Source organism: Methylocapsa polymorpha (assembly GCF_045689225.1).
Classification (GTDB): Bacteria; Pseudomonadota; Alphaproteobacteria; order Rhizobiales; family Beijerinckiaceae; genus Methylocapsa; species Methylocapsa polymorpha.
The window spans coordinates 456,544-480,250 of the sequence record NZ_CP136862.1 but is presented as its reverse complement, the minus strand read 5'-3'; the positions used below and the strand labels follow the sequence as shown (position 1 = coordinate 480,250).

22 protein-coding genes, 1 tRNA gene and 1 pseudogene are annotated in these 23,707 nt (G+C 61.4%); 13 read left to right on the top strand and 11 right to left on the bottom strand.

The window, feature by feature from the left end:
* Positions 1 to 24: 24 nt before the first annotated feature.
* From RZS28_RS02355 to RZS28_RS02325, 7 genes are all read right to left on the bottom strand, one after another.
* Positions 25 to 945, bottom strand: coding sequence for a general secretion pathway protein GspK (locus RZS28_RS02355; protein ID WP_407339612.1), 921 nt, complete (start codon positions 943 to 945; stop codon positions 25 to 27).
* Positions 946 to 958: 13 nt separating this feature from the next.
* The gene (locus tag RZS28_RS02350; protein ID WP_407339611.1) at positions 959 to 1,669 is read right to left on the bottom strand and encodes a type II secretion system protein J; all 711 of its coding nucleotides are present in this window, start codon (positions 1,667 to 1,669) and stop codon (positions 959 to 961) included.
* On the bottom strand, positions 1,666 to 2,097 hold the full coding sequence (locus RZS28_RS02345) for a prepilin-type N-terminal cleavage/methylation domain-containing protein (RefSeq protein ID WP_407339610.1): 432 nt from the start codon (positions 2,095 to 2,097) through the stop codon (positions 1,666 to 1,668). Before RZS28_RS02345 ends, RZS28_RS02350 begins: the two co-directional genes overlap by 4 nt.
* Complete coding sequence (locus RZS28_RS02340) at positions 2,075 to 2,533, bottom strand: Tfp pilus assembly protein FimT/FimU (protein WP_407341022.1); 459 nt, start codon at positions 2,531 to 2,533, stop codon at positions 2,075 to 2,077. The genes RZS28_RS02345 and RZS28_RS02340 overlap by 23 nt, the downstream gene beginning before the upstream one ends.
* Entirely contained in the window at positions 2,533 to 2,952 is a 420-nt protein-coding gene (gene gspG / locus RZS28_RS02335) for a type II secretion system major pseudopilin GspG (RefSeq protein ID WP_407339609.1), read from the bottom strand. Before gspG ends, RZS28_RS02340 begins: the two co-directional genes overlap by 1 nt.
* A gap of 85 nt (positions 2,953 to 3,037) precedes the next feature.
* The gene (locus RZS28_RS02330) at positions 3,038 to 4,252 is read right to left on the bottom strand and encodes a type II secretion system F family protein (RefSeq protein ID WP_407339608.1); all 1,215 of its coding nucleotides are present in this window, start codon (positions 4,250 to 4,252) and stop codon (positions 3,038 to 3,040) included.
* Between the two features lie 2 nt (positions 4,253 to 4,254).
* Positions 4,255 to 5,940 (bottom strand): GspE/PulE family protein, encoded by a 1,686-nt coding sequence (locus RZS28_RS02325; protein WP_407339607.1) that lies wholly within the window; start codon positions 5,938 to 5,940, stop codon positions 4,255 to 4,257.
* A 286-nt stretch (positions 5,941 to 6,226) separates the two neighbouring features.
* Between RZS28_RS02325 and gspD the strand changes: the two genes are divergently transcribed.
* The 6 genes and pseudogenes from gspD to RZS28_RS02295 all read left to right on the top strand — a co-directional run bounded on the left by gspD (position 6,227) and on the right by RZS28_RS02295 (position 11,970).
* A complete protein-coding gene (gene gspD / locus RZS28_RS02320; RefSeq protein WP_407339606.1) occupies positions 6,227 to 8,476 on the top strand; it encodes a type II secretion system secretin GspD in 2,250 nt (749 codons plus the stop codon).
* Between the two features lie 11 nt (positions 8,477 to 8,487).
* Entirely contained in the window at positions 8,488 to 9,162 is a 675-nt protein-coding gene (locus RZS28_RS02315; protein WP_407339605.1) for a prepilin peptidase, read from the top strand.
* Positions 9,163 to 9,270: 108 nt separating this feature from the next.
* On the top strand, positions 9,271 to 9,864 hold the full coding sequence (locus tag RZS28_RS02310; protein ID WP_407339604.1) for a tetratricopeptide repeat protein: 594 nt from the start codon (positions 9,271 to 9,273) through the stop codon (positions 9,862 to 9,864).
* 228 nt (positions 9,865 to 10,092) lie between these two features.
* Positions 10,093 to 10,166 (top strand) — tRNA-Gly (locus RZS28_RS02305).
* Positions 10,167 to 10,435: 269 nt separating this feature from the next.
* The gene (locus RZS28_RS02300) at positions 10,436 to 11,308 is read left to right on the top strand and encodes a carbohydrate porin (RefSeq protein ID WP_407339603.1); all 873 of its coding nucleotides are present in this window, start codon (positions 10,436 to 10,438) and stop codon (positions 11,306 to 11,308) included.
* A 38-nt stretch (positions 11,309 to 11,346) separates the two neighbouring features.
* Positions 11,347 to 11,970 (top strand): annotated as a pseudogene (locus RZS28_RS02295) (carbohydrate porin).
* Between the two features lie 112 nt (positions 11,971 to 12,082).
* Here the strand turns inward: RZS28_RS02295 and RZS28_RS02290 are convergent.
* The 4 genes from RZS28_RS02290 to aroQ form a co-directional block, all read right to left on the bottom strand.
* Positions 12,083 to 12,751, bottom strand: a complete 669-nt coding sequence (locus RZS28_RS02290; RefSeq protein ID WP_407339602.1) for a glutathione S-transferase family protein — start codon at positions 12,749 to 12,751, stop codon at positions 12,083 to 12,085.
* Between the two features lie 222 nt (positions 12,752 to 12,973).
* Positions 12,974 to 14,335: an acetyl-CoA carboxylase biotin carboxylase subunit gene (gene accC / locus RZS28_RS02285; RefSeq protein WP_407339601.1), complete on the bottom strand. Its 1,362-nt coding sequence runs from the start codon at positions 14,333 to 14,335 to the stop codon at positions 12,974 to 12,976.
* A gap of 24 nt (positions 14,336 to 14,359) precedes the next feature.
* Positions 14,360 to 14,839 (bottom strand): acetyl-CoA carboxylase biotin carboxyl carrier protein, encoded by a 480-nt coding sequence (gene accB / locus RZS28_RS02280; protein ID WP_407339600.1) that lies wholly within the window; start codon positions 14,837 to 14,839, stop codon positions 14,360 to 14,362.
* Between the two features lie 5 nt (positions 14,840 to 14,844).
* Positions 14,845 to 15,291: a type II 3-dehydroquinate dehydratase gene (gene aroQ, locus RZS28_RS02275; RefSeq protein ID WP_407339599.1), complete on the bottom strand. Its 447-nt coding sequence runs from the start codon at positions 15,289 to 15,291 to the stop codon at positions 14,845 to 14,847.
* A gap of 357 nt (positions 15,292 to 15,648) precedes the next feature.
* Here aroQ and secE point away from each other — a divergent pair, with 357 nt between their 5' ends.
* The 7 genes from secE (at position 15,649) to rpoB (ending at position 23,664) form a co-directional block, all read left to right on the top strand.
* Positions 15,649 to 15,840, top strand: a complete 192-nt coding sequence (gene secE, locus RZS28_RS02270; protein WP_407339598.1) for a preprotein translocase subunit SecE — start codon at positions 15,649 to 15,651, stop codon at positions 15,838 to 15,840.
* A 32-nt stretch (positions 15,841 to 15,872) separates the two neighbouring features.
* Entirely contained in the window at positions 15,873 to 16,403 is a 531-nt protein-coding gene (gene nusG, locus RZS28_RS02265; protein WP_407339597.1) for a transcription termination/antitermination protein NusG, read from the top strand.
* A gap of 248 nt (positions 16,404 to 16,651) precedes the next feature.
* Positions 16,652 to 17,080, top strand: coding sequence for a 50S ribosomal protein L11 (gene rplK, locus RZS28_RS02260; RefSeq protein ID WP_407339596.1), 429 nt, complete (start codon positions 16,652 to 16,654; stop codon positions 17,078 to 17,080).
* A gap of 4 nt (positions 17,081 to 17,084) precedes the next feature.
* Complete coding sequence (gene rplA, locus RZS28_RS02255; protein WP_407339595.1) at positions 17,085 to 17,780, top strand: 50S ribosomal protein L1; 696 nt, start codon at positions 17,085 to 17,087, stop codon at positions 17,778 to 17,780.
* Between the two features lie 566 nt (positions 17,781 to 18,346).
* Entirely contained in the window at positions 18,347 to 18,862 is a 516-nt protein-coding gene (rplJ, locus tag RZS28_RS02250; RefSeq protein WP_407339594.1) for a 50S ribosomal protein L10, read from the top strand.
* A gap of 57 nt (positions 18,863 to 18,919) precedes the next feature.
* On the top strand, positions 18,920 to 19,294 hold the full coding sequence (rplL, locus tag RZS28_RS02245) for a 50S ribosomal protein L7/L12 (protein ID WP_407339593.1): 375 nt from the start codon (positions 18,920 to 18,922) through the stop codon (positions 19,292 to 19,294).
* A 251-nt stretch (positions 19,295 to 19,545) separates the two neighbouring features.
* A complete protein-coding gene (rpoB, locus tag RZS28_RS02240; RefSeq protein ID WP_407341021.1) occupies positions 19,546 to 23,664 on the top strand; it encodes a DNA-directed RNA polymerase subunit beta in 4,119 nt (1,372 codons plus the stop codon).
* The last annotated feature ends 43 nt before the right edge of the window (positions 23,665 to 23,707 follow it).

The window sequence follows — 23,707 nt, the reverse complement described above, 5'->3', positions numbered from 1 at the left end:
TTCGCATCCATTCTCGGCGGGCGGTCAAACGGGGCCATCGAAATCGTCGCGCCACGACAAAATTCGATAGGGTTCCTGGCCCTCCTCGAGGATGAGGAGGACGACGTCGGCGTTCACGCGGCGGCCATTGTCGAGCGCCACGCGAACGCTGGCCCGCGTCGCTTTGCGACCCTCTATCGCGACGCTGGAGCGGGCGGCGCCAAGAAGCGCCATCACGGCTTCCGGAGTTTGCACATGGCGTCGCGCGAGGATCTCGCCGACGATGCTAGGGTTTATTTTGGGCAAGGATGCGACGACCTCGGGCGCGGCCTCGATGACGTCGATTTCCGCGCGGCCATTAAAAACTGTCACGAACGGCAAAGCGCTTTCGACAAGATTCGGGGGCAGTCCCAAAACGAGCCGCAATTCAGCGACATTCTGGAATGGCGCCTGCCGGGGCGGATAGCTCAGCCTCGCTTCCCGATAGGCGTCGGCTTCCTTGTTTTGGCCAGCCGCCTCGGACTTTGTCCGCCAGCCGATAATGCGGTCCGCAAAATATTGCGCGTTTTCAGGTTTTGCGCCAAGCGTCGTAAACAGGCCGGCCAGCAATTCCTTCGGCGCGGCGTTGAGGTCGATCCGGGCGCCTTCGGACCGAAATTCGACAGCGACGTCGGAGCGCCCGAGCCGGAACGCGAAGGCGCCTGAGGTCGGCCGCTTGCTTTCCTCGAACGCGACCAGCCGATAGGCGGTCAGCTCCACTCCCGCCGAGACCAATGCTTCCACGCGGAGCCGGTCGTCGCCGACATGCGCCGCGATCGCCGTGTTGGAGACATAAACCGAGTAGACGCCGGCGAGCGTCGCGAGCGCTGCGAGAATCCAGAGGACGGCGACGATGATGAAGCCGTCCGCGCCTCGTTCTCGCGGGAAGATCAGCTTGGAGAGGAATATGCGTGAAAAGCGGCTCATCGAAGCTCCATCGTCAGGGCCGCCCTGGATCTTCGGGTCTTTCAAGCGTTTGGATGCATCCCGCCGCCGAATTCACGCTAGCGCATTCCGCTGGCGCGTTCACATGTAAGAGGGCCGCCGTCGAAACCGCGAGGATCTGATCCGTCGCGCCGTCTCGAACGGTGACGCGGACGGCGTCCGGCAGTTGTAGGGCGTTGCTCCATGTGTCGCGCCATGCGCGGTCGCGGCCGGCGAAGGCGAAGGAAACGCGAAACGGGTCGCGCATGAGCGTGATTGCGTCGGAAAATTCGAACTCGCCGGCGCCGGCGGCTCCGTCCGCGATGAGCGTGAAAGGCGCCCGCGCGCGAACGAGACCGTGGTCGTCGGCGCTGTCGGCGAGCCGCACGATCTCTAGGCCGCCGGATTTATTGGGACCGATCGCCGATCGCACGAATATGGCGGAGCTCGGCGATCCGTCGAAGAGGGGCCTTTTGCCCTTGCCGCTTGGCGAGATGAATTCCGCGGCGGCGAGATCGGCGACGATCCGGTCGAGCCCGAGGCCAAGCAGCTCGGTGCGCTGCACGCGGCCGAATCCGGCTTTCCAGCTCGGCAGCCATTGCGCGGTCACGGTCCCGAGAATCGTGAGGATCAGACCCATCAAGGCGACCGCGACCAGGGCTTCGAAGAGCGTAAAGCCGCGGGCATCCGAGGCCAAGAGTTGAACTAGGGTGCGCGCGCGTCTCATTGACCCGCCACTTGGCGCAGGCGTATGGTGTCGATCCTGAGCGTTGCTCCGGACGGCGATTGCGCGATTATGGCGACGGACTGAGGCGCCCACGGGTTGGGCTTGGGCGAATCGACGATTTCATCCGGAAAGGACTGGATTTCAACCAACCATTGATGCGCCGCCAGTTCGCCGGAGAGATTTCCCGGCGACAGGTTCGCGCGGTCGGGAAGGCCTGTCTCTATCGCCCGCAATGTCTCGACGAGCCCAAGATGCTGTTCGATCTTGCGGGGCGCGCGAATATTCGCGGCCGTGAGCGACCCGATCGCGGTCAAGGATATTGCGACGATGGCGAGCGCGACCAGCGCCTCGATGAGGGTGAAGCCGGCGCGGCGCTCGCTGGCTGTGGGCTTGCTGTCTTGACGCTCAAAAGGTTTTGACTGGAACAACTTCGATCCCTCCCGTCAACCAGGCGACGCGGACCTCGAAGGTTGTCCCGAGCCGCGAGAGCGAGAGCGTTCCGCCGCATGACATTCCCGACGGAAAGAAGTCGATCGAAGTCCCCGCGGCGCGCTGGTCGCATTGCGCCGCGAGCATTGCGTTGAAAGCGACGTCGTCTGGCAATTGCAGCAAACGCCCGCTCGCGCCGGAAAGCATTGTCTTGGACGCCGCGCTGAGCTCCGTTGCTATATGCGAGCCCCGCCTTATCGCCGCATTGCGGTCGGCCTTGAGCAAAGCGGCCGCCTCGAGCGCATAGGCTTCGAGCCTTGCGCGCGAGGTCCGATGCGGAAACGCAGGCAGGGCGATCGCCGCGAGCATTGCGACGATCGCGAGAACGCACACAGTCTCGAGCAGGGTGAACCCGCTGTCCGCGCGGCTGCGCATCATCGCTTCGCCCAACTGGTGATGGCGGCGGCCGAGGCTGTCCCGCCTTCCTGGCCGGACGAGCCATTGGAGGCGATGTCATAAGGCCCGTGCTGTCCGGGCGAGCGGTAGATGTAGGGGTGTCCCCAGGGATCGTTGGGGACGGAGCCATTCTTCAAATAGGGGCCGTTCCACCCTGTCGCTCCGGCGGGGCGCTGCGTCAGAGCGGCGAGGCCCTCCGCTGTCGTCGGATAACGTCCGGCGTCGAGATAGAAGAGATCGAGCGAGCCCGCGAAGCTCTGGATCTGGATCGTCGCCGCCTTGACCTTCGACTCGCTGAGGTAATTGAGGACGCGCGGTCCGACGAGGCCCATGATGAGGCCGATGATCGTGATCACGACCAGGATTTCGACGAGCGTGAAGCCGTCTTCCGCGCCCATTATCGAGCTTCGCCGCCTCAGCCCGCGCGGCCACGCGCTCGATATTTTCGCCATGCTGAATATGTTCATCGAAATTCGCTCCGTTTCATCCGACGACTTGGCTCACTGACATGAGAGCGGTCATGACCGAGACGATCAGGCCGCCGACAATGATGCTGATTCCAACGATCGCGACAGGTCCGATGACGCCGACCAGCCGATCCAGGCTGCGTTGCAGCTTGGCTTCGTAGAATTCGGCGATGCGCTCCGCGAGCATGGGCAATTGGCCGGATTCCTCGCCGAGCCGCAAGGTGCGAATGGCCATGGCCGGAACCGCCTTTGTTTCGGCGAGCGCATCGGAAAGCTTGCCGCCATGGCGGACGAGGTCTCCGGTCTTGCTCCAGGCGGGAGAGCGTCCTGTCGTCGCCATCATGTCGGCGAGAATCCGCAACGTCGTCGTGAGCGCGACCCCGGCGCCGAGCAGAACGCCGAGATTTCGGCAGAACAAGGACGTCCGATGAAAGCTCATAACCCTGCTGACGAGCGGCAAGCGCGCGAGCGCCTCCATGATCGAGCCGCGCACCGTCGGTTGGCTCAGGACATACCATCCGCCTCCGACGAGGACGACAAGCGCCACGGCGAGCGCTTGCATATGCGCGTGGAGGAAATCTGAAAGACCGAGGAAGCCAAGCACGATCGGATCGAGCTTGGCGTTGAAGTCGCGCAGCACTGTCGCGAACTGGGGCAGCACGAAGGTCAGGAAGAAAATAAGAACGGCGCTCGCCGCGGCCAGGACAAAGGCGGGATAGCGCAGAGCGTCGCTGAAGCGCCGCCGCAGCGCCTCGGCGCGGACTCGTTCGGCGGCGAGAACCTCCAGGATATTGGCCAGAGTGCTCGAGGCCTCTCCGACGCGCACGAGGGCGATATACATGGGCGAAAAGAGGCTGGGGTGGTGGGTGAGCGCATCGGCGAAGCTCTCGCCCGCCATTATGGCGGCGGTGATCTTGGCGATCGTCGGGCGCAGCCGGCCAATGTCCGAATCGTCGGTAAACAAGGCAAGAGCGTCGTTGATGCGAGCCCCGGTCTTCAGGAGAAGCGCGAGATCGCCGGTGAAGAAGGTCACGTCTTCGGGACGGGGGGCGGACAGAAAAGACAAATTCCAGCCTGAGCCCGCCCTCCGACCGTCGTCATTGACGGTTTCAATCGGAATGAGGCCGAGATATTCGATGCGATGGGCGACCTCCGCCGCGGTCGGCGCGGTGATCGAGCCGCTTACGACTTCGCCGTTTTGGGTCAGGGCTCGATAACGGAAGCTCGCCATGATCAGCGCACTGTGGTGACGCGCAGAACCTCGGACGCCGAGGTTACGCCGGCGCGGCATTTGGCGACCGCGTCCTCGATCATGGTCGTCATGCCCGAGCGCCGGGCGGCCTGGTCGATCTTATGCGCGTCGGCATGCGCTCCCACGAGCTCCCGCACGTCCTCATTCAGCTCAAGCAATTCAAACACGCCGTTTCGGCCGCGATAGCCAACGCCGCCGCAGCGCTCGCAGCCTACAGGCTCGGACACGGAGTCCCCGGCCTTCAGGCCGATGGCGCTAAAGCGGGGATCGTTGTCGAGATCTTCGGAACTTAATAGGCGCGTGCTTTTGCAACGGTCGCAAAGAACGCGGACAAGCCGCTGCGCGATCACGGCCCGCAGCGTCGACTTCAACAGGAAGCCTTCAACCCCGAGATCGAGCAGGCGCGGAATCGCGGCGGCGGCGGTCTCCGTGTGCAGGGTTGTAAGCACGAGATGTCCCGTAAGCGCCGCATGTATGGCGATGCCCGCCGTTTCCGCGTCGCGCACTTCGCCGACCATGATGACGTCAGGGTCATGACGAAGAAAAGAACGCATCGCCGCAGCGAAGGTCAGCCCGATCGAGGGTTTCACTTGCGATTGGTTGACGCCCTGGATTTCATATTCGACCGGATCCTCGATCGTGAGAATCTTGCGCGATGGCTCGTTGAGAATTGAGAGCAGCGTCGCAAGCGTCGTCGTTTTGCCGCTGCCGGTCGGCCCCGTCACGACGATCAGCCCGTGCGGGAGCGCAAGCAGGCGGCTCACGATTTTTTCGTCCGCGCTCGACAGGCCGAGCTTTGCGACGTCGAGCAGACCGCGGTCGCGCGGCAGCAAGCGGAGGACCGCCGACTCGCCGTGCTGCGCTGGCATGGTCGCGACGCGAATATCGATTTCCGCGCGGGAGATCTTCAGCCGCGCCGCGCCGTCTTGCGGCAGACGCCTCTCGGCGATGTTGAGGCCGGCGAGAATCTTGATCCTCGAGATCAGCGCTTGCGGCAAGGCGTCGCTCGGCGCCGGCGTTGCGCGAAGCAGGCCGTCAACCCGCATGCGCACCGTGAGGCCGGTCCTAAAGGGCTCGATGTGAATGTCGCTGGCGCGGAGCTCGATCGCTTTTTCGAGCAGGTCGTTGACCGCGCGCACGACAGGGGCTCCGCTCGCGAGATCGCGCAGGCTCTCGATGTCGTCGTCGGAGCGGGCGACGCTCGCGCCCCCATCTTGCGCCGCCGTCTCCTCGCCGCCCAGCCGCTCGCCGAGGACGGTTGCGATATCCTCAAACGAGGCGACTTCCACCTCGACTGGTCCGCCGAGAACGATCTCAGCCGCACGCACGGCGGCGGAATCGCTCGGGTCGGCGACCGCAAGTCTGAATTGGCCTTTGGGCGCCTCGAAGGGAAAGATTGCGGTCTCGCGCAGGAAGCGAGGCGAAAACCGTTCGGTCAAAGCTGCGGCTGCGACCAACTGTGGCAGACTGAGCCGTTTCAGCCCATAAAATTGCGCCACTTCGTCGGCAAAGCCGTTTGCCGAGAGATCCGTGGATTCCCAAAGCTTGCGTAGAGTATGTTCAGTATTCGGCGCAGTCGAAGAAATAGAAATGAGCGCAGCATCAGTAAGTAAATAGTTCTTATTGATCAGGTGCTTTGCGAAGTCTTCGACAGCAATGTGGACCATTTCATAGCTCTATACGGATTTCAAAAAGCTCGCAAGCTCCAATCGATAGGGCGATGATGTGGCGGTTTAATGTCGACAAAATGACATTATATTTATCTTGACCAGAGCGGCAAAATTAGCCAAGTTTCACGCAAGGGTTGAAGCCGACCATATTGGCGGCGCGCATTTTCATGCGCAGGCATGCGGTCTTTGGTCTTAGGTAACCTTGTTGTTTAGCGTTCGCGTCCAAGAGATTCGTTTACATCGCGCCGCATCATCTGCGGCGCTTATTTTGTTGGTCTGTGGGATGCTTGCCGCTTGCGGGTCTGCGCCGATCGGGGTGGGGGCCAACGATCTGCCGGACGCCTTGGACCATGTCCGCGCCATCGACCTGCAGCCGAGGTTCCCGCGATCGGCTGAAAACGTCAACACAGGCGCGGCGGCAGGGGCGGCCGACCGGCCTCTCGTGTATTATGGGAGCGGCGGTTCGCGAGCCTCTCGATCGGCCGACTCGCCAGGAAGCGGCGACGGCGTCGAGCTGAATTTCGAAAATACGCCTGTGACGACGGTCGCGAAGGTCATTCTCGGCGATATTCTCAACCTCGGCTACACGATCGATCCACGGGTGCAAGGCTCCATCAGCCTTTCATCGGGACGGCCGATCCCCAAGAACCATTTGTTATTCGTGCTGGAAAGCGCTTTGCGCACGAGCAACACCGTATTGGTTCATGATGTGGGAGGCTATCACATCGTTCCGGCCGATGAGGCGATCGGCAGCGGCAGCGTCGATCGGACGGACCAGGACCGTCGTCTGGAGCCGGGCTATGGCGTCACGGTGATTCCGCTGCAGCATGTCTCGGCGCCGACAATCATGAAGCTTCTGGAGGGATTTGCCGCGAAGGCCGGATCGGTGCGGGCCGACGCCGGGAATAATCTGCTCGTCGTCGTCGGCAATGGAGTCGAGCGCCGCAGCGCGGTCGACACGGTTCTCAGCTTTGACGTGGACTGGATGCGCGGCCAGTCGGTCGGGGTTTTCCCAGTCCATAACACGACGCCCGAGCCCTTGATCGCAGAGCTCGAAAAAATCCTGGATTCGGGCGAAGCGGGCATGAGTCAAAACTTGGTCAAGCTGCAGGCCGTCAGCCGCTTGAACGCTATTCTGGTGGTGGCGCGCAAGCCGGAATTGCTGCAAGCCGCCGGAACATGGATCGGCCGCCTCGACGGTTCGACGACGGCGAGCACCGGCGTCAAGGTCTATAGGGTCCGCTACGGCGATGCGAAGCAGATCGCGAAGCTGCTCAGCGATCTATTCATCGGCGGCGGCGGAGGCGGCGCACTCGACTCGGCCGCAAATCAAATCGCGCCCGGCGCGGGATCTTCGAGTTTATCCGCCGCGGAACGGCTCACCGGAGGGCCTCCAGCGACGACGACGACGACAGCGACCGCGCAAACTCAAACTCAAACACAGCCGCAGAACCCGTTCGGAGCGTTGCGCGGCGGGGCCGACGGCCAGGACAATGGCGCCGCCGCGGGCGGTTCCGCATTGTCCAACGCGCCGGTTTCGTCGCGGAGCGGCTCGGGCCCCGCGCTATTGGCCGGCGTCCGGATCATGGCCGACGCCGCTAACAATTCGGTCGTGATCTACGCCAATCAGGAAAGCTATCGCATCATCGAAAGGGCGCTCAATCAGCTTGACCGTCCCCGCATGCAGGTCGCGATTGATCTCACCATCGCCGAAGTCACGCTCAACGACGAGCTCAATTACGGCGTGCAGTTTTTTCTGGGACATACGCTGGGCGGCGTTAGCTCCAGTGGGACATCTACCGTCAGCGCGGGCGCCGGCCCGGTTGGCGTCATGAACACAGTGGGTTCACTACCTTTGAGCACCACGCAGCCGGGCTTCAATCTTCTTCTCGGCTCGAAATATACGCCGCAAGTCATCATCAACGCCTTGCATGATTATACCACCACCAAGGTCCTCTCCAATCCGTCCCTCGTCGTCATCGATAATCAGGTCGCCACCCTCACAGTCGGCGATCAGGTGCCGATATCGACAGGCTCGGCGACGGTGTTGACGACAAACAATACGGTCGTCAATACAATTGACTACAAGAATACGGGTATTATCCTGCGCATTCTGCCGCGCATCAACTCCAACGGCAACGTTCTGCTCGACGTCGAGCAGGAGATCAGCCAGTGCCAGAATTGCCAACCGAATAACCCGAATCTCACGCCAACGATCTCTGAACGCAAGGTCAAGAGTTCAATCCTGGTCGCGGATAGCCAAACAGTGTTGCTCGCCGGCCTTATCCAGGACAACCAGAATGGGGATCGCGCAGGCATTCCCGGTCTCGACCAGATACCGGTCTTTGGCAACGCCTTCGTCAATAATTACGCCAAGCAAGGCAAACGCACGGAGCTCATCATCTTCATCCGGCCGCAAATCATCCGCGACGGAGTCGACGCCTCCTTTGTCGCGGAGGAGTTGCGCTCGAAGATGCGCGGAGACAAGATCACCTCCTATCATCCGCCGGGCGCCGTGTCGCCGAATCCATGAGCGCCCGTCCAATGCCCAGGCTTCGTGACTGCGCCGAATTCGACCGTCTCTTGCCGGCCGAGATAGCTTCGCCGGGGGATGAGATCCATTCGGCTTCGGGCGGATCGACAATGGCGTCGACAGCGCGGCGAAAATTGCTTATTTGCGCCGCCGTCGTCATCATCGCTGGCGGCGCGGCGCTTTTGAGCATTGTCGCGGCGCCCGGCCTCGCCGGGCTTTTGGGCGCCGCCCTGGCGCTTCTCATGATCGCGATTGCAATCGTGGATGCGCGCTCCTTCATCATCCCCGATCAGTTGAGCCTCGCCGCTTTTCTTCTCGCCTTGGCCAATGCGTCGCAAATCAGCTTCGAAGGCGCGCCCGAGAGAATCATCATCGCCGCGTCGCAGGGCGTCGTTTTGAGCCTCGCCTTCTTCGGTCTTCGCGAAATCTATCGGCGCGTGCGCAAGCGGCAGGGAATAGGCCTCGGCGACGTGAAGCTCGCCGCGGTCGCCGGCGCCTGGCTCGAATGGACCTTCGTCCCGGTCGCAATCGAGATCGCGGCGCTCGCCGCGCTGGCTGCCTATGCGCTTGGCGGCCTTCTCGCGCATCGTCCTCTCCGCGCGGGCGCGCGATTGCCCTTCGGGCTTTTCTTCGCGCCTGCGATCTGGCTTTGTTGGCTGCTCGAAGCAGCATTTTACGAGTATTGAGCGAGCCGCCTCTTGTTGTCCCTCGAAGCCGTGGACGGTCGGCGAATGTCTCCGTCGAAGCTAAATCCCCCGAGATCATATTCTCCAGCCTATGGGGAGAGGAAGGCAATGGCGATCTCCGCCCTCGCACAAAGACTCGAGAGATTAAGGTCTGTCGCCGCGAGGCGTCTTGCTTCGAAGCGGGGCGCGCGCCGCAATTTCCGGTCCGCGCTCGGCATGTTCGTTTTCATCCTTGGTCTTGTGAGCCCCGCCGTCGCGGAGTCTTTCCGCGATGGGACCGCCGCCTTGTCAGCTCACAATTACACGCGAGCGGCGCAGATCTTTTCAGACCTCGCCGTCGCTGGCGACCCAAGGGCGCAAACCTATCTAGGCTTCATGTTCGCCAATGGCGAGGGCGTCCCGCAAAACTTCGTCGTCGCGGCGGGGTGGTACCGTTGCGCAGTTGAGCAGAATTTTCCAAGCGCCGAATATTTCCTCGGGCTCATGTATGACAAAGGCCAAGGCGTTCCGCAGGACTATGTCGTGGCCTATGCGTTGCTCAATCTCGCCGTCGCAGGGGCGGGACGGGAGCGCGATTACTGGGTCAAGATACGCGACGCGGTCGCATCGAAATTGAGCCTCGTTCAACGACTTGAGTCGCAACATCTGGCCTTCCTTGGGCCGCCGCAACAGCCTTGTCTGCCCATCGTCACTGGGTATTGATCCCTGGCGGCGCCAGGCGCAAACCGATTTGATCGCGGCTGTTCGTCGATGTTTGCGTTGAATCAATATGATAGCCAAAACCGAGCGAAACGTCGCCATCGCCTCGGGTTTGACGCAGGACGAGGTCATGATTATAGGATGGCGGCTGCGTCGAGATGCGTTCAATCCGCCGTGAACCGGCGAAAGGGCTAGCTCACGGCCCTCGATAGCATCGAAGCAAAGGCGCATGCGGGTGTAGCTCAATGGTAGAGCAGCAGCCTTCCAAGCTGAATACGAGGGTTCGATTCCCTTCACCCGCTCCAGTCTTTTCAATGACTTACGAATTTGCTTTTCCGAATGCGGGCTACCCGTTCGGAATCGATTTCAGTTTTATTCTTCCTGCCGCCATTTCGAATGCCGCAAAGCATCCGTCTGCGACGATCTTGTCGCAAGCGCCGCGCGCGCCCTTCGATGACTTCCCCTCATGTCGCGCTGGAACTTTTGATCAAGTAAACGCCTCCAATAGAGAAATATGACAGCAACATAACAAACATAGATCTAGACTTGAATAAATATGCAAAATATATTTTAGATGGCGGCTTTTATTATTTTATCTTTCGGCCGCGACATCCTGGACAATGACCGCGTTGGGGCGGCGGCATGCGCGAGGCTCGGACTCGTCTCGATCAATGGCGCCGGAGGCCGAGACGCGTTGCGTGGCTTGGCGGCGCTGCTGCCAATTCTTCTGACGGGGTTGGCCGCGCCGGCCTGCGACGTCGCTCATGCGGAGGACATGGGGTCGACTCCTGCGCAAGGGGTTGTGGCTCCCCCGGCGGCCGCTGAGTCGACGATTTCCTCTCTCATTCCGGCGCTGGGGGATTTCAAGAAAGGGCGGCTCGACCGCGGAGTCGATTTCGAACTGGATTACATCCAGGACACATTCGGAAATCCCACGGGCGGGGTCAAGCAAGGCGCGAGCTACCAGAGCGTGCTCTACATGAAGGTCGACGCCGACCTCGCAAAGCTCGCGGGGTTGACCGGCGCCAGCTTCCGCGTCAATGCCTATCAGATCCAAGGCTGCGGTCTGTCGGCCTATAATATCGACAATTTCTCGAACATCAGCAGCCTCGAGGCGCGGCCGACGACGCGGCTTTACGAGCTTTGGGCCGAGCAGAAGCTGTTCGCCGACGTAGCGTCGGTCCGCGTCGGTCAATTGGCGGCCGACAACGAGTTGTTCATCAGCGAATTCGGCAATGATCTCTACGTCAATGGAACGTTCGGCTGGCCGAATAACACTGCGGAGAATCGTCCGAGCGGCGGCCCAGGCTATCCGCTGGCGACGCCCGGCGCTCGTCTCAAAGTGACCCCAAATAATCAGGTTACGTTGCTCGCCGCCATATTTAACGGCGACCCTGCGGGGGCGGGGTTCACAGGCTTGGAGCAGATCAAGGATCTGCCGGGATAAGTTTCCGCCTCAAGGACCCGCCTTTGCTCTTCGGCGAGGTGCAATTCGCCTATAATCAAAACAAGACGACGCCAGCCCTCGCCGGGACGATCGAGCTCGGCGCCTGGCGTCACTTCGGCCGTTTCAACGATAACCATTTCGACGTCGACGGTCAGTCGCTCGCCAGCCCGACAAGCGACGGCGTGGCGCGGACCCATAGAGGGGATTATTGCGTCTATGGCGTCATCGATCAGATGCTTTGGCGTCTGCCGGGAGATGATCTAAAGAAAGGCGTCGGCTTATTCGCGCGCGTATCGGCGAGTCCTTCGGACCGCAATCTCGTCAGCTTCTACGCCGAGGCGGGGGTCGATTTCATGGGCTTGTAGCGGCAAAGACCGGATGATCAATTTGGCTGCGCCGCGGCCTTTACCAAAGTCTCCCCGCCGGTCGGCGCGCTCGATCGGGATACGGCTCTCTATGCGGGCGAGGCCTTGCCGATCCGCAACTATGAGCTCGCGCTCGAGTTCACCTATCAGGCGCAGATCGTTCCGGGTTGGATCGTTCTGCCCGATTTCCAATATATTTTCCGCCCGAGCGGCGGCGTGATCGATCCCGTTCATCCCGCGGTCGGGCGGATTCCGGACGCCGCGGTTTTCGGGCTACGCACGATGATCACGTTTTGATCTCGTCCGCGCGGCTTCTTGGAGGCGCGCCAGGGCACAAGCGAGAGAGGCCGAAGCTCGCGCGACGAGACCCGCGCGAGCGATCGGGGGGAAGGGAAAGTCCAAGCGAAAGTCAACGTCCGGGAAGAGGAATGAAACCCGGCAGGCCTTTAACCCGTTCAATCCATGCGCGCAGGTTTGGATAAGGCTCGAGCGAGATGCCTCCGTCTTCGGCCAGCGCGGTGTAAGGGAAGACGGCGATATCGGCGATCGTCGGGCGACCAAGCTCTAGCCAATCGCGGCCATGGAGGTGCGCGTCAATGATGTTGAATAGGGCCTTGGCGCGATCCTGAAGCTTCGGCAAATCGAGGTCGTAATTCGCAACTTTTGCGATGCGGGCGTCGCTGGCGCTCTTCAATTCATGGCCGGCGGTCGCAAGCCACTGGCTGACGAGACCCTGGGACGCGGCGTCAACCGGCCACCAGCTGCGAGCGAGGTCATACTTGCCAGCGACATAGATCAAGATCGCCAGCGAGTCGCGCAGGCGCAAATCGCCATCCTCGAATACGGGAACTTCGCCGAAGGCGTTGAGCTTCAAATAATGGGCGGCCTTTTGCTCCTTCTTGAGCAGGTTCACGTTCTGCTTTGCGTAGTCTACGCCGAGAATATTCAGGAGCAGGCGAATCTTGTACGCGTTTCCCGACAAATCGAAGTCATATAGTTTCGGCTTCTTTGCTTTGTCCTGATGATTGCCGGCGAAAGCCGAGCTGATGTGCGACCAGATATCATTCAGATTTGGCAAGCTTGCACACTCCTGTTTTGGCCCGACGCCGTGCGCTCATCAGCGCCAGCGTGTGCCCGGCTCTGGGTTTGCTCGACAGGCTCAGGTCATAGCGCTCGAAGGGCGTCAACTAAATGACAGCGGAGGCGCCGGTTTCGGCGCGACCTGCAAATGCTCGGAGCTCCGGCCTATTGCCTCGATGTGAATCGTGGCCGTGGCGCGACGATCCGGCGGGCGTCGGGGTCAGGCCGCGGCTACATCCATCCCGCCGGTGGCGAGAAATTTTTCGAGCCAATGGATGTCATAGAGGCCGTTCTGAATGTCGGCGTTTCGAACCAGCGTTTGAAACAATGGAATCGTTGTGTCTATGCCATCGATGATGAATTCGTCGAGGGAGCGGCGCAGCCGCATCAGCGCCTCGTTGCGGTTGCGCCCATGCACGATGAGCTTGCCGACGAGCGAATCATAGGTCGGCGGAATCGTATAGCCGGCGTAAACCGCGCTATCGACGCGAACGCCGAGGCCACCCGGTGGATGGTAATAGGCGATCGCGCCAGGCGAAGGCCGGAATGTCGCGGCGTGTTCGGCGTTGACCCGGCATTCGATCGCGTGCCCGTAAAAAACGATCTGCTCCTGGGTCAGGGACAGCGGCGAGCCGGCGGCGATCTTGATCTGCTCGTTGACGAGATCGACGCCGGTGACCATTTCGGTCACCGGATGTTCGACCTGAATTCTCGTGTTCATCTCGATGAAGTAGAATTGTCCCTCTTCATAGAGAAACTCGATCGTGCCGAGCCCGGCGTAGCCGAGCTTGCGCATTGCGCTTGCGCAGATTTCGCCGATCTCTTGGCGCTGGCACGCATTGAGGGCCGGGGACGGGCTTTCCTCCCAGACCTTCTGATGCCGACGCTGCAGGGAGCACTCGCGCTCGCCAAGATGAATGGCCTTGCCGCGCCCGTCGCCCAGAATCTGGACCTCTATGTGGCGGGGCTTTTCGAGAAATTTTTCGAGATAGACCGCGTCGTCGCCGAACGCCGTCTTGGCTTCCAATCTTGCGGTTGCAAGCGCGACTGATAGCTCGTCCTGCGACCGGGCGACCTTCATTCCGCGTCCGCCGCCGCCAGCCGACGCCTTGACGAGGACCGGGTAACCGAGCTCCCGAGCGACCGCCGCGGCCTCGTGATCGCCCGCGATCGCGCCAGCCGAGCCCGGCACGCAAGGAATGCCGAGCGCATTCACGGTGCGCTTGGCCTCGATCTTGTCGCCCATCATCCTGATATGCTCTGGCTTGGGGCCGACGAATACGATGTGATGGTCGGCGAGGATTTCGGCGAAACGCGCGTTCTCGGCGAGAAATCCATAACCCGGATGCAGAGCTTCGGCCCCGGTGATTTCGCAGGCGGCGAGCAGGGCTGGAATGTTCAAATAGGAATCGCGCGCGGGCGGCGGTCCGACGCAGACCGATTCATCCGCGAGCTTCACGTGCATGGCCTCGGCGTCGGCGGTCGAATAAACGGCGACCGTCGCGATGCCAAGCTCCTTGGCGGCGCGCAGAATCCGCAAGGCGATTTCGCCGCGATTGGCGATAAGGATCTTATCGAACATGTCAGCTTGCCGGCAGCGCGGCCCTCATTCGATCACGAGAAGCGGCTGGCCGTATTCGACGGGCTGGCCGTCCTCGACCAGAATGCCCGTCACCGTTCCAGCGCGGGGCGCGACAATTTCGTTGAACGTTTTCATTGCCTCGACGAGAAGGAGCTTGTCGCCGACCCTCACGCGCGAGCCGATTTCCACAAAAGGCGCGGAATCCGGCGCGGACCGCAGATAGGCGGTTCCGACCATCGGCGATTTGACCGCTCCTGGCGCTTCGGGCGCCGCGGCCGAAGCCAGTTGAGGCGCGCTGACCGAAGCCGGAGAAGGCGGCGGCGCAACGTGCTGAATCGCAGCGGCCGAAACCTGCCGCCCGATGCGGATCTTGAGGTCGCCATGGGCCACCTCGATCTCGGAGAGACCCAGGCGCGTGACCATTTTCGCCAGCGTCTCGACGAGGTCCGTGTCGATGGGGCTGGCTGCGTTGTTCCCGGCGGGTTTCGGCCCCGGATATTTCATTTTCTTCAACTTTCGCTGGGTCCGGCGCCGGCGAGAAGGGCTTCAAGCGCAAGATCATAAGATAAAGCGCCGAAACCTTGGATTACGCCCTGCGCGACAGGAGAGACAAAGGAATGGTGGCGAAAGCGTTCCCTTGCGTGAACGTTCGAAAGATGGACCTCGATGACTTTTGTCCTTGCGCCCTTGATCGCGTCTTGGAGGGCGACCGAAGTATGCGTATAGGCGCCCGCGTTCAAGATCACCGGCTCGCCGGCGAGGCCCGCCTCCTGCACCCAAGTCACGAGGTCGCCTTCGTGATTCGATTGGCGAAAATGCAAGGCGATCCCGCGCCGCTTGCAGACTGCGCCGAGACGCGCCTCGATTGCGGCGAGAGTCGCATCGCCATAGATCTCGGGCTCCCTCGCGCCGAGGAGATTGAGGTTCGGTCCGTTCAGGACGTGGACGGCTTGCATGGCAATCTTGGCGGAAGGAAATCCTTGGTGCGCTTCCATAGCTGGGATCAAGAGCTAATGAAAGCCCGCGCGCGAAATCGATGTGGAGAGACGTGAGGGTCGTTGAGGGTATGGCGCGGTTCTTTTCAAGCTGGCGGGCTGGCTTGTGTCGGGAGGTCAGCGGGGGAGCGCCCTTCAAATGAAGGCGACGCTTAAGACAGGTCGCGGCGCTTTTGAATGGAGAAAGCTAAAAATGGATTTGCGTTCTTCCGCCGCTTGTCTATAAGGTGCGCTGTTGTGGCGCGCGGCCTTCGGGTTCCGCGCCCTGATTTTTTGTGCGGCCTTGCGAGGCCCGCGCGGCGAGGTCTTTGCCAGAACATGGTTAATCCTTTTGAGTTCCTTCAGGAAGTGCGCGCCGAAGCCACCAAGGTCACCTGGCCTACCCGCCGGGAGACCCTGATCACGACAGGGCTCGTGATCCTTATGGTTGTTTTCGCCAGTCTCTTTTTCGTCGCGGTGGATCAGGGGCTGCGCCTGATCGTCACTTTGATTCTGGGCCTAGGGCATTGAATCCAAATCGACAGAGGTTGGAAGATTACCCGATGAGCATGCACTGGTATATCGTCCAGGCCTATACGAACTTCGAGAAAAAGGTCGCCGAATCGATCAAGGAGCAGGCGGCGCAGCGCGGCCTTTCGGGCAAGTTCGAGGAAATTCTCGTGCCGACCGAGCAGGTCGTGGAAATACGCCGCGGCCGCAAGTTCAATTCCGAGCGAAAGTTTTTTCCAGGCTACGTTCTTATCAAATGCGATCTCTCTGACGATATCTACCACCTGATCAAGAATACGCCGAAGGTCACCGGATTTTTGGGGGCCGACAAGAAGCCTATGCCGATTTCCGACAGCGAGGCGGCGCGGATCAAGGGGCAGGTCGCCGAAGGGGTCGAGCGGCCGAAGGCCTCGATCTCCTTCGAAATTGGCGAGACCGTTCGCGTGGCCGATGGTCCGTTCGCCTCCTTCAACGGCATTGTCGAGGAGGTTGACGAGAGCCGTTCGCGGGTCAAGGTCGCGGTTTCGATCTTCGGGCGCGCGACGCCGGTCGAGCTGGAATATGCTCAGGTCGAGAAAGTCTGACGCGAGCGGGTCTTTGGTCCAACCTCTTCGGGGTCGGAGTAGGAAAGCGAGCCATCATTGGCTCGCTTTCAAAAAGCTGTGAAGTTTTTGGGCGGAGCCTTGCTCAGCCCAAGAAAGCGCCGCGGGCTATGCCCCATCGGCGTGAGAGACGTGGGAGGCAGGCCCGGCGCGCCATTCCGGGTCCCTGTCGCCACCACGACCGCAACCGCCGCGCCCGACAGAGGGCCGGCTTTGTTTGGGAGCATGCAATGGCAAAGAAGATCACGGGCTACGTGAAGCTTCAGGTGCCGGCCGGGGCGGCCAATCCTTCGCCTCCGATCGGTCCCGCGCTCGGTCAGCGCGGCTTGAACATCATGGAATTCTGCAAGGCGTTCAACGCCCGCACAGCTCAGATGGAGAAGGGGACGCCGATCCCCGTCGTCATCACCGCCTATCAGGACCGGTCCTTCACGTTTGAGATGAAGCTGCCGCCGGTGTCCTATTTCCTGAAGAAGGCGTCAGGCATCCAGTCCGGCTCTAAAACGCCCGGCCGTGGTTTTGTCGGCAAGGTGACGAAGGCGCAGATCAACGAGATCGCCGAAAAGAAACTGCCCGATCTCAATTGCGCCTCGGTCGAAGCCGCGGCGGCGATGATCGAGGGCTCCGCCCGTTCGATGGGCCTCGAGATAGTGGGGTAGGCAGATGGCGCATGTAGGAAAACGCGTGCAGAAGGCGCGCGAAGGCGTCGACCGGATCAAGCTCTATCCGGTCATTGAGGCGGTCAAGCTCGTCAAGGAGCGCGCGAGCGCGAAATTCGACGAGACCGTCGAGATCGCCATGAATCTCGGCGTCGATCCGAAACATGCCGATCAAATGGTGCGCGGCGTGGTCAACCTGCCGAATGGGACCGGGCGCACCTTGCGCGTCGCCGTTTTCGCGCGCGGCGCCAAGGCGGATGAGGCGAAGGCGGCCGGGGCCGACATCGTCGGGGCGGAGGATCTCGTGGCGACGGTCCAGGGCGGCACGATCGCCTTCGATCGCTGCATCGCGACGCCCGATCTGATGCCGCTTGTCGGCAGGCTCGGCAAGGTTCTGGGCCCGCGCGGCCTGATGCCTAATCCCAAAGTCGGCACCGTGACCATGGACGTCGCCGGCGCGGTCAAGGCCTCCAAGGGGGGCGCTGTAGAGTTTCGCGTCGAAAAGGCGGGGATTATTCAAGGCAGCGTCGGCAAAGCTTCGTTCGATGACGAAAAGCTCGTGGCGAATATTGTCGCATTTGTCGATGCGGTGGCCAAGGCCAAGCCGCAAGGCGCCAAAGGCACTTATATTCAACGCGTTGCGATCTCCTCCACGATGGGGCCTGGGGTCAAGGTCGATCCGACGACAGTCACTGCGTAGGGCGCTTTCCTGCTGCGACAAGAGCGGTGGAGCGTAAATTTTCCCTTCCACCCTTGGCATTCGATGGGAATTGGTCTAAATAGAAGGTTCGGGGTTGATCGGATTTTGCAACCCCGCACCCACAAAGCTTCCGCAACTACGAGATGTCCGTCAGGTTTTTGCTTTCGGCAAAGGGCGGCGCGTGGTGCGGTGGATAGGCCGGAGGATAGGTGGTCGCCACCTGTCCTTTCCGGCTTTGTCCTGTCCAAGACTGCCGGCGCTGGGGTCCAACTTTAAGGCGGGTCCCAAGCTTAATCTCTCGACCGCCGACCCGGCTCTCGCCGGAGCGGCTAAGAAAGCCGGCATAGACGGGGTAACAACCGGATTTTGGATCGCAGGACCGCCCGCCGGGCCTGCTTCCTTCGAGTTTGGTCTAATCCCTCTGTCCGGAGCGGCGCATTCGTTCCGGGGACAGGCACAGCGGCGCTTTGAGCGCGGGCATCTGCTCGCGGCGACGAGAAGCGTCAGTTGCAGCCCGCGGGCGCCCCTTCATCAAGGGTCCGCGCCCGCGCAAGGAGTATAGAACTTTGGACAGAGCGGAAAAGAAAGAATGCGTCGCCGCCCTGACTGATGTCTTTAAAACGACGTCGGTCGTGGTGGTCGCACATTATTCCGGCTTGACCGTGGCTCAGATGCAAAATCTGCGCAAGCAGATGCGTGCAGCTGGCGCCAGCGTTCAGGTCGCCAAGAACCGTCTCGTCAAGATCGCTCTCGAAGGCTCCGAGGTCGCATCGATCTCGGGGCTGATGCGGGGTCCGACCCTGATCGCCTATTCGGACGATCCGGTCGCGGCGCCGAAGGCGGCGGTGGCTTTCGCCAAGGAGAACGACAAGCTCGTGATCCTCGGCGGCGCCATGGGCTCGACCGTGCTGAACCCGGATGCGGTGCGGTCGCTTGCGACCTTGCCTTCCCTGGATGAATTGCGGGCCAAGCTGCTTGGCCTCATTCAGGCGCCGGCGACGAAGCTCGCGCAGCTCACCACCGCGCCAGCAGCCAAGCTCGCGCGCGTCTTTGCGGCTTACGCCGATCGAGACGCCGGCTGACGGCCGATCTTTTAAGAGACATCAGACGAATCAAGAGACCAATCGAAGGAACTGGAAATGGCTAATTTAGAAAAGATCGTCGAGGACCTGTCGAGCCTCACCGTCCTCGAAGCCGCGGAACTCTCCAAGCTGCTCGAGGCCAAATGGGGCGTCTCCGCCGCCGCGGCCGTCGCCGTAGCTGCGGGTCCCGCGGCCGCCGCCGCCGCGCCGGTCGAAGAGCAGACGGAATTCACCGTGGTCCTCGCCGCGATCGGCGACAAGAAGATCGAAGTCATCAAGGAAGTGCGCGCGGTGACAGGTCTCGGCCTGAAGGAGGCGAAGGATCTCGTCGAAGGCGCTCCGAAGCCTGTCAAGGAGGGCGCGACCAAGGAAGAGGCCGAAAAGATCAAGGCCGCGCTCGAAAAGGCCGGCGCGAAGGTCGAGCTCAAGTGATTTCATGCGGATCGCCGATGCGATCTTGATTTTCCACAAGCGACGGTCCCGTGGGAAACCACCGGGCCGTCGATCCGTTGCTGAAAGGTCGTTCGAGGCTTCTCAGCTAAGCGCTTAGCGGCGACTTCGCCGCGGCGTAGGGGACCAGGCAGGTCCCGACCCTCCAGCGTCCGAGCTGGATGCGGACAGGCGAATCTCCATTCGGGAGATCGCCGTTTTGACGAGGTGCGAGAAGCGACATGGCTCATCATTTGGCGCAGACGTTCACCGGCCGTAAGCGTATTCGCAAATTCTTTGGCCATATCCGCGAAGTCGCGGAAATGCCCAACCTGATCGAAGTTCAAAAAGCGTCCTATGACCAGTTCCTGCTCGTCGACGAGCCGCAAGGCGGCCGGCCGGACGAAGGGCTGCAAGCCGTCTTCAAGTCGGTGTTTCCGATTTCGGATTTTTCGAACACCGCTCTGCTCGAATTCGTCAAATATGAATTCGAGCCGCCGAAATATGACGTCGATGAATGCCGCCAGCGCGGCATGACTTTCGCCGCGCCCCTCAAGGTGACCTTGCGCCTTATCGTGTTCGACGTCGACCCCGACACCGGCGCGCGGTCCGTCAAGGACATCAAGGAGCAGGACGTCTATATGGGCGACATGCCGTTGATGACGATGAACGGCACATTCATCGTCAACGGCACTGAGCGCGTCATCGTCTCGCAGATGCATCGTTCGCCGGGCGTGTTTTTCGATCACGACAAAGGCAAGAGTCATTCCTCCGGCAAGCTTCTGTTCGCGGCGCGGATCATCCCGTATCGCGGGTCCTGGCTCGACATTGAATTCGATGCCAAGGACATCGTCTATGCGCGCATCGATCGCCGCCGGAAAATTCCTGCGACCTCGGTCCTCTATGCGCTCGGCATGGACGGCGAGGAAATTCTTTCGACCTTCTACAAGACGATCGCCTTTGTGCGCGACAAGGACGGCTGGCGCCAGCCTTTCGACGCGGACCGCCTGAAGGGCCTGAAGGCCGTGGTCGACCTGCTCGACGCCGACACGGGCGAGGTCGTGCTCGAAGCCGGCAAGAAGCTCACCGTGCGCACCGCGCGTCAGCTCGCGGAAAGGGGCGTCAAGTTCCTTCGTGTGCAGGACGAGGATCTCTACGGGCAATATATCGCAGTCGATCTCTATAATCCCCAGACCGGCGAAATCTTCGCCGAAGCTGGCGATGAAATCAGCGCCAAGTCGCTGCCGCTTCTCATCGAGGCCGGCTTCGACGAACTGCCGCTGCTCGACATCGACCACATCAATATCGGGCCCTATATCCGCAATACGCTCGCGGTCGACAAGAATAGCGCGCGCGAGGACGCCCTGTTCGACATTTACCGGGTGATGCGCCCAGGCGAACCGCCGACGCTCGAGACGGCGGAAGCGATGTTCAATTCGCTGTTCTTCGATCCCGAGCGCTATGATCTCTCGGCGGTTGGCCGGGTCAAGATGAACATGCGCATGGATCTCGACGCCGCCGATACGGTGCGGACGCTGCGCCGGGAGGACATCATTGCGGTCATGCGCGCGCTTGTCGACCTGCGCGATGGGCGCGGCGAGATCGACGACATCGACCATCTCGGCAATCGCCGCGTTCGCTCGGTCGGCGAGCTTATGGAGAACCAATATCGGTTGGGCCTCCTTCGCATGGAGCGCGCCATCAAGGAGCGGATGTCGTCGGTCGACATCGATACGGTGATGCCGCAGGATCTCATCAACGCCAAGCCGGCCGCGGCTTCGGTGCGGGAGTTCTTTGGCTCGTCGCAATTGTCGCAGTTCATGGATCAGACCAATCCGCTGTCGGAGATCACCCATAAGCGGCGCCTGTCGGCGCTGGGGCCGGGCGGCCTCACGCGCGAGCGGGCCGGCTTCGAGGTGCGCGACGTGCATCCGACGCATTACGGGCGCATCTGCCCGATCGAGACGCCGGAAGGCCCGAATATCGGGCTCATCAACTCGCTGGCCACTTTCGCGCGGGTCAATAAATATGGCTTCATCGAAGCGCCTTATCGGCGGATCAAGGACACCCGCGTCACCGATGAGGTCGTCTATCTGTCGGCGATGGAAGAGGGAAAATATTACGTCGCGCAGGCGAATGCGCCGATCGATGAGAACAAGACCTTGGTCGAGGATCTCGTCGTTTGCCGTCATTCGGGCGACGTCGTGATGGTGCCGCGCGAACGCGTCGATTTCATGGATGTGTCTCCAAAGCAGCTCGTGTCGGTCGCGGCCGCCTTGATCCCATTCCTCGAGAACGATGACGCGAACCGCGCCCTCATGGGCTCGAACATGCAGCGCCAGGCCGTGCCTCTGGTGAGAGCGGACGCGCCGCTCGTCGGAACCGGCATGGAGGCCGTCGTCGCCCGCGATTCAGGCGCGGCGATCGCGGCGCGGCGGACCGGCTATATCGACCAGATCGACGCGACGCGCATCGTCGTTCGCGCGACCGAGGAAACCGACGCCGGCAAGCCGGGCGTCGACATCTATCGGCTGATGAAGTTCCAGCGCTCGAACCAGTCGACCTGCGTCAACCAGAAGCCTCTGGTGCGGGTCGGCGATTTCGTGCGCAAAGGCGACATCATCGCCGATGGCCCCTCGACCGATCTGGGCGATCTGGCGCTCGGGCGCAATGTGCTCGTCGCTTTCATGCCTTGGAATGGCTACAACTTCGAAGATTCGATTCTCCTCAACGAGCGCATCGTCAAGGACGATGTCTTCACCTCGATTCATATCGACGAATTCGAGGTCATGGCCCGCGACACCAAGCTCGGCCCGGAGGAAATCACGCGCGATATTCCGAATGTCTCGGAAGAGGCTCTGAAAAATCTCGACGAGGCCGGCATCGTCTATATCGGCGCCGAGGTGCAGGCGGGCGACATTCTCGTCGGCAAGATCACGCCGAAGGGCGAAAGCCCGATGACGCCGGAAGAAAAGCTCTTGCGGGCGATCTTCGGCGAAAAAGCTTCCGACGTGCGCGACACCTCGCTTCGCGTGCCGCCGGGCGTGCAGGGAACGATTGTCGAAGTGCGCGTCTTCAATCGCCACGGCGTCGAGAAGGACGAACGGGCTCAGGCGATCGAGCGCGAGGAAATCGAGCGTCTCGCCAAGGACCGCGACGACGAGCTCGCCATCCTCGATCGCAACGTCTATGCGCGCGTGCTCGATCTTCTCATTGGCAAGAAGGCGATCGCGGGACCGCGCGGCTTCAAGAAGGACGCCGTGCTTTCGAAGGAGATCATCGAGGAATATCCGCGCTCGCAATGGTGGATCTTCGCGATCGAGAACGACCAGACCATGGCCGAGCTCGAAGCCATGCGCAAGCAATATGACGAGGCGAAGAAAGGCCTCGAGAGTCGCTTCCTCGACAAGGTCGAAAAGCTGCAGCGCGGCGATGAATTGTCTCCCGGCGTGATGAAGATGGTGAAAGTCTTCGTCGCCGTGAAGCGCAAGATCCAGCCCGGCGACAAGATGGCGGGACGGCACGGCAATAAGGGCGTCGTCTCGAAAATCGTGCCGCAGGAAGATATGCCCTTCCTCGCCGACGGACAGCCGGTCGACATCGTCTTGAATCCGCTCGGCGTGCCGAGCCGAATGAATGTCGGGCAGATTCTCGAAACCCATCTCGGCTGGGCTTGCGCCGGTCTCGGCAAGCAGGTGAGCAATGCTGTCAACGCCTATTTGCGCGATCACGACGCCGCGCCATTGCGCAGTAAGCTGAGCCAGATCTATGACGCCGAAAAGGAAATTGGCGAGCTATCTGATGAAGAGATCGTCGAACTCGGCGAAAATCTGCGCCGTGGCGTCCCGATCGCGACGCCTGTGTTTGACGGCGCGCGGGAGAAAGACATCGTCGAAATGCTCGAGCAGGCGGGTCTCGACTCCTCGGGCCAGGTGCATCTCTATGATGGACGCACAGGCGAAGTCTTCGACCGTAAGGTCACGGTCGGCTATATCTACATGTTGAAACTACATCATCTTGTCGACGACAAGATCCATGCGCGGTCGATCGGGCCCTACAGCCTCGTTACGCAGCAGCCGCTCGGCGGCAAGGCGCAATTCGGCGGCCAGAGGTTCGGCGAAATGGAGGTCTGGGCGCTGGAGGCCTATGGGGCGGCCTATACGCTGCAGGAAATGCTGACCGTGAAATCCGACGACGTCGCCGGCCGCACCAAGGTCTACGAGTCGATCGTGCGGGGAGACGACGCGTTTGAGTCCGGCATTCCGGAGAGCTTCAATGTGTTGGTCAAGGAAATGCGTTCGCTGTGCCTCAATGTCGAGCTGACCCAGACGGCGAAGGCTTTGAACCAGCCTCCGGCTGAGGCGGCCGAGTAGCGCTTCGCGAGCGAGCTTGCGCAAGCCTCGGCTCGCGCAACGT

Coding starts and splice junctions, on each gene's coding strand:
- RZS28_RS02355 (WP_407339612.1), bottom strand. CDS start 945: ATGAGCCGCTTTTCACGCATATTCCTCTCCAAGCTGATCTTCCCGCGA.
- RZS28_RS02300 (WP_407339603.1), top strand. CDS start 10,436: ATGGCGGCTTTTATTATTTTATCTTTCGGCCGCGACATCCTGGACAAT.
- RZS28_RS02310 (WP_407339604.1), top strand. CDS start 9,271: ATGGCGATCTCCGCCCTCGCACAAAGACTCGAGAGATTAAGGTCTGTC.
- accB (WP_407339600.1), bottom strand. CDS start 14,839: ATGAAATATCCGGGGCCGAAACCCGCCGGGAACAACGCAGCCAGCCCC.
- nusG (WP_407339597.1), top strand. CDS start 15,873: ATGAGCATGCACTGGTATATCGTCCAGGCCTATACGAACTTCGAGAAA.
- RZS28_RS02340 (WP_407341022.1), bottom strand. CDS start 2,533: ATGCGCAGCCGCGCGGACAGCGGGTTCACCCTGCTCGAGACTGTGTGC.
- RZS28_RS02325 (WP_407339607.1), bottom strand. CDS start 5,940: ATGGTCCACATTGCTGTCGAAGACTTCGCAAAGCACCTGATCAATAAG.
- RZS28_RS02350 (WP_407339611.1), bottom strand. CDS start 1,669: ATGAGACGCGCGCGCACCCTAGTTCAACTCTTGGCCTCGGATGCCCGC.
- RZS28_RS02315 (WP_407339605.1), top strand. CDS start 8,488: ATGCCCAGGCTTCGTGACTGCGCCGAATTCGACCGTCTCTTGCCGGCC.
- rplA (WP_407339595.1), top strand. CDS start 17,085: ATGGCGCATGTAGGAAAACGCGTGCAGAAGGCGCGCGAAGGCGTCGAC.
- secE (WP_407339598.1), top strand. CDS start 15,649: ATGGTTAATCCTTTTGAGTTCCTTCAGGAAGTGCGCGCCGAAGCCACC.
- accC (WP_407339601.1), bottom strand. CDS start 14,335: ATGTTCGATAAGATCCTTATCGCCAATCGCGGCGAAATCGCCTTGCGG.
- gspG (WP_407339609.1), bottom strand. CDS start 2,952: ATGGGCGCGGAAGACGGCTTCACGCTCGTCGAAATCCTGGTCGTGATC.
- RZS28_RS02330 (WP_407339608.1), bottom strand. CDS start 4,252: ATGGCGAGCTTCCGTTATCGAGCCCTGACCCAAAACGGCGAAGTCGTA.
- rplK (WP_407339596.1), top strand. CDS start 16,652: ATGGCAAAGAAGATCACGGGCTACGTGAAGCTTCAGGTGCCGGCCGGG.
- aroQ (WP_407339599.1), bottom strand. CDS start 15,291: ATGCAAGCCGTCCACGTCCTGAACGGACCGAACCTCAATCTCCTCGGC.
- gspD (WP_407339606.1), top strand. CDS start 6,227: ATGCTTGCCGCTTGCGGGTCTGCGCCGATCGGGGTGGGGGCCAACGAT.
- rplL (WP_407339593.1), top strand. CDS start 18,920: ATGGCTAATTTAGAAAAGATCGTCGAGGACCTGTCGAGCCTCACCGTC.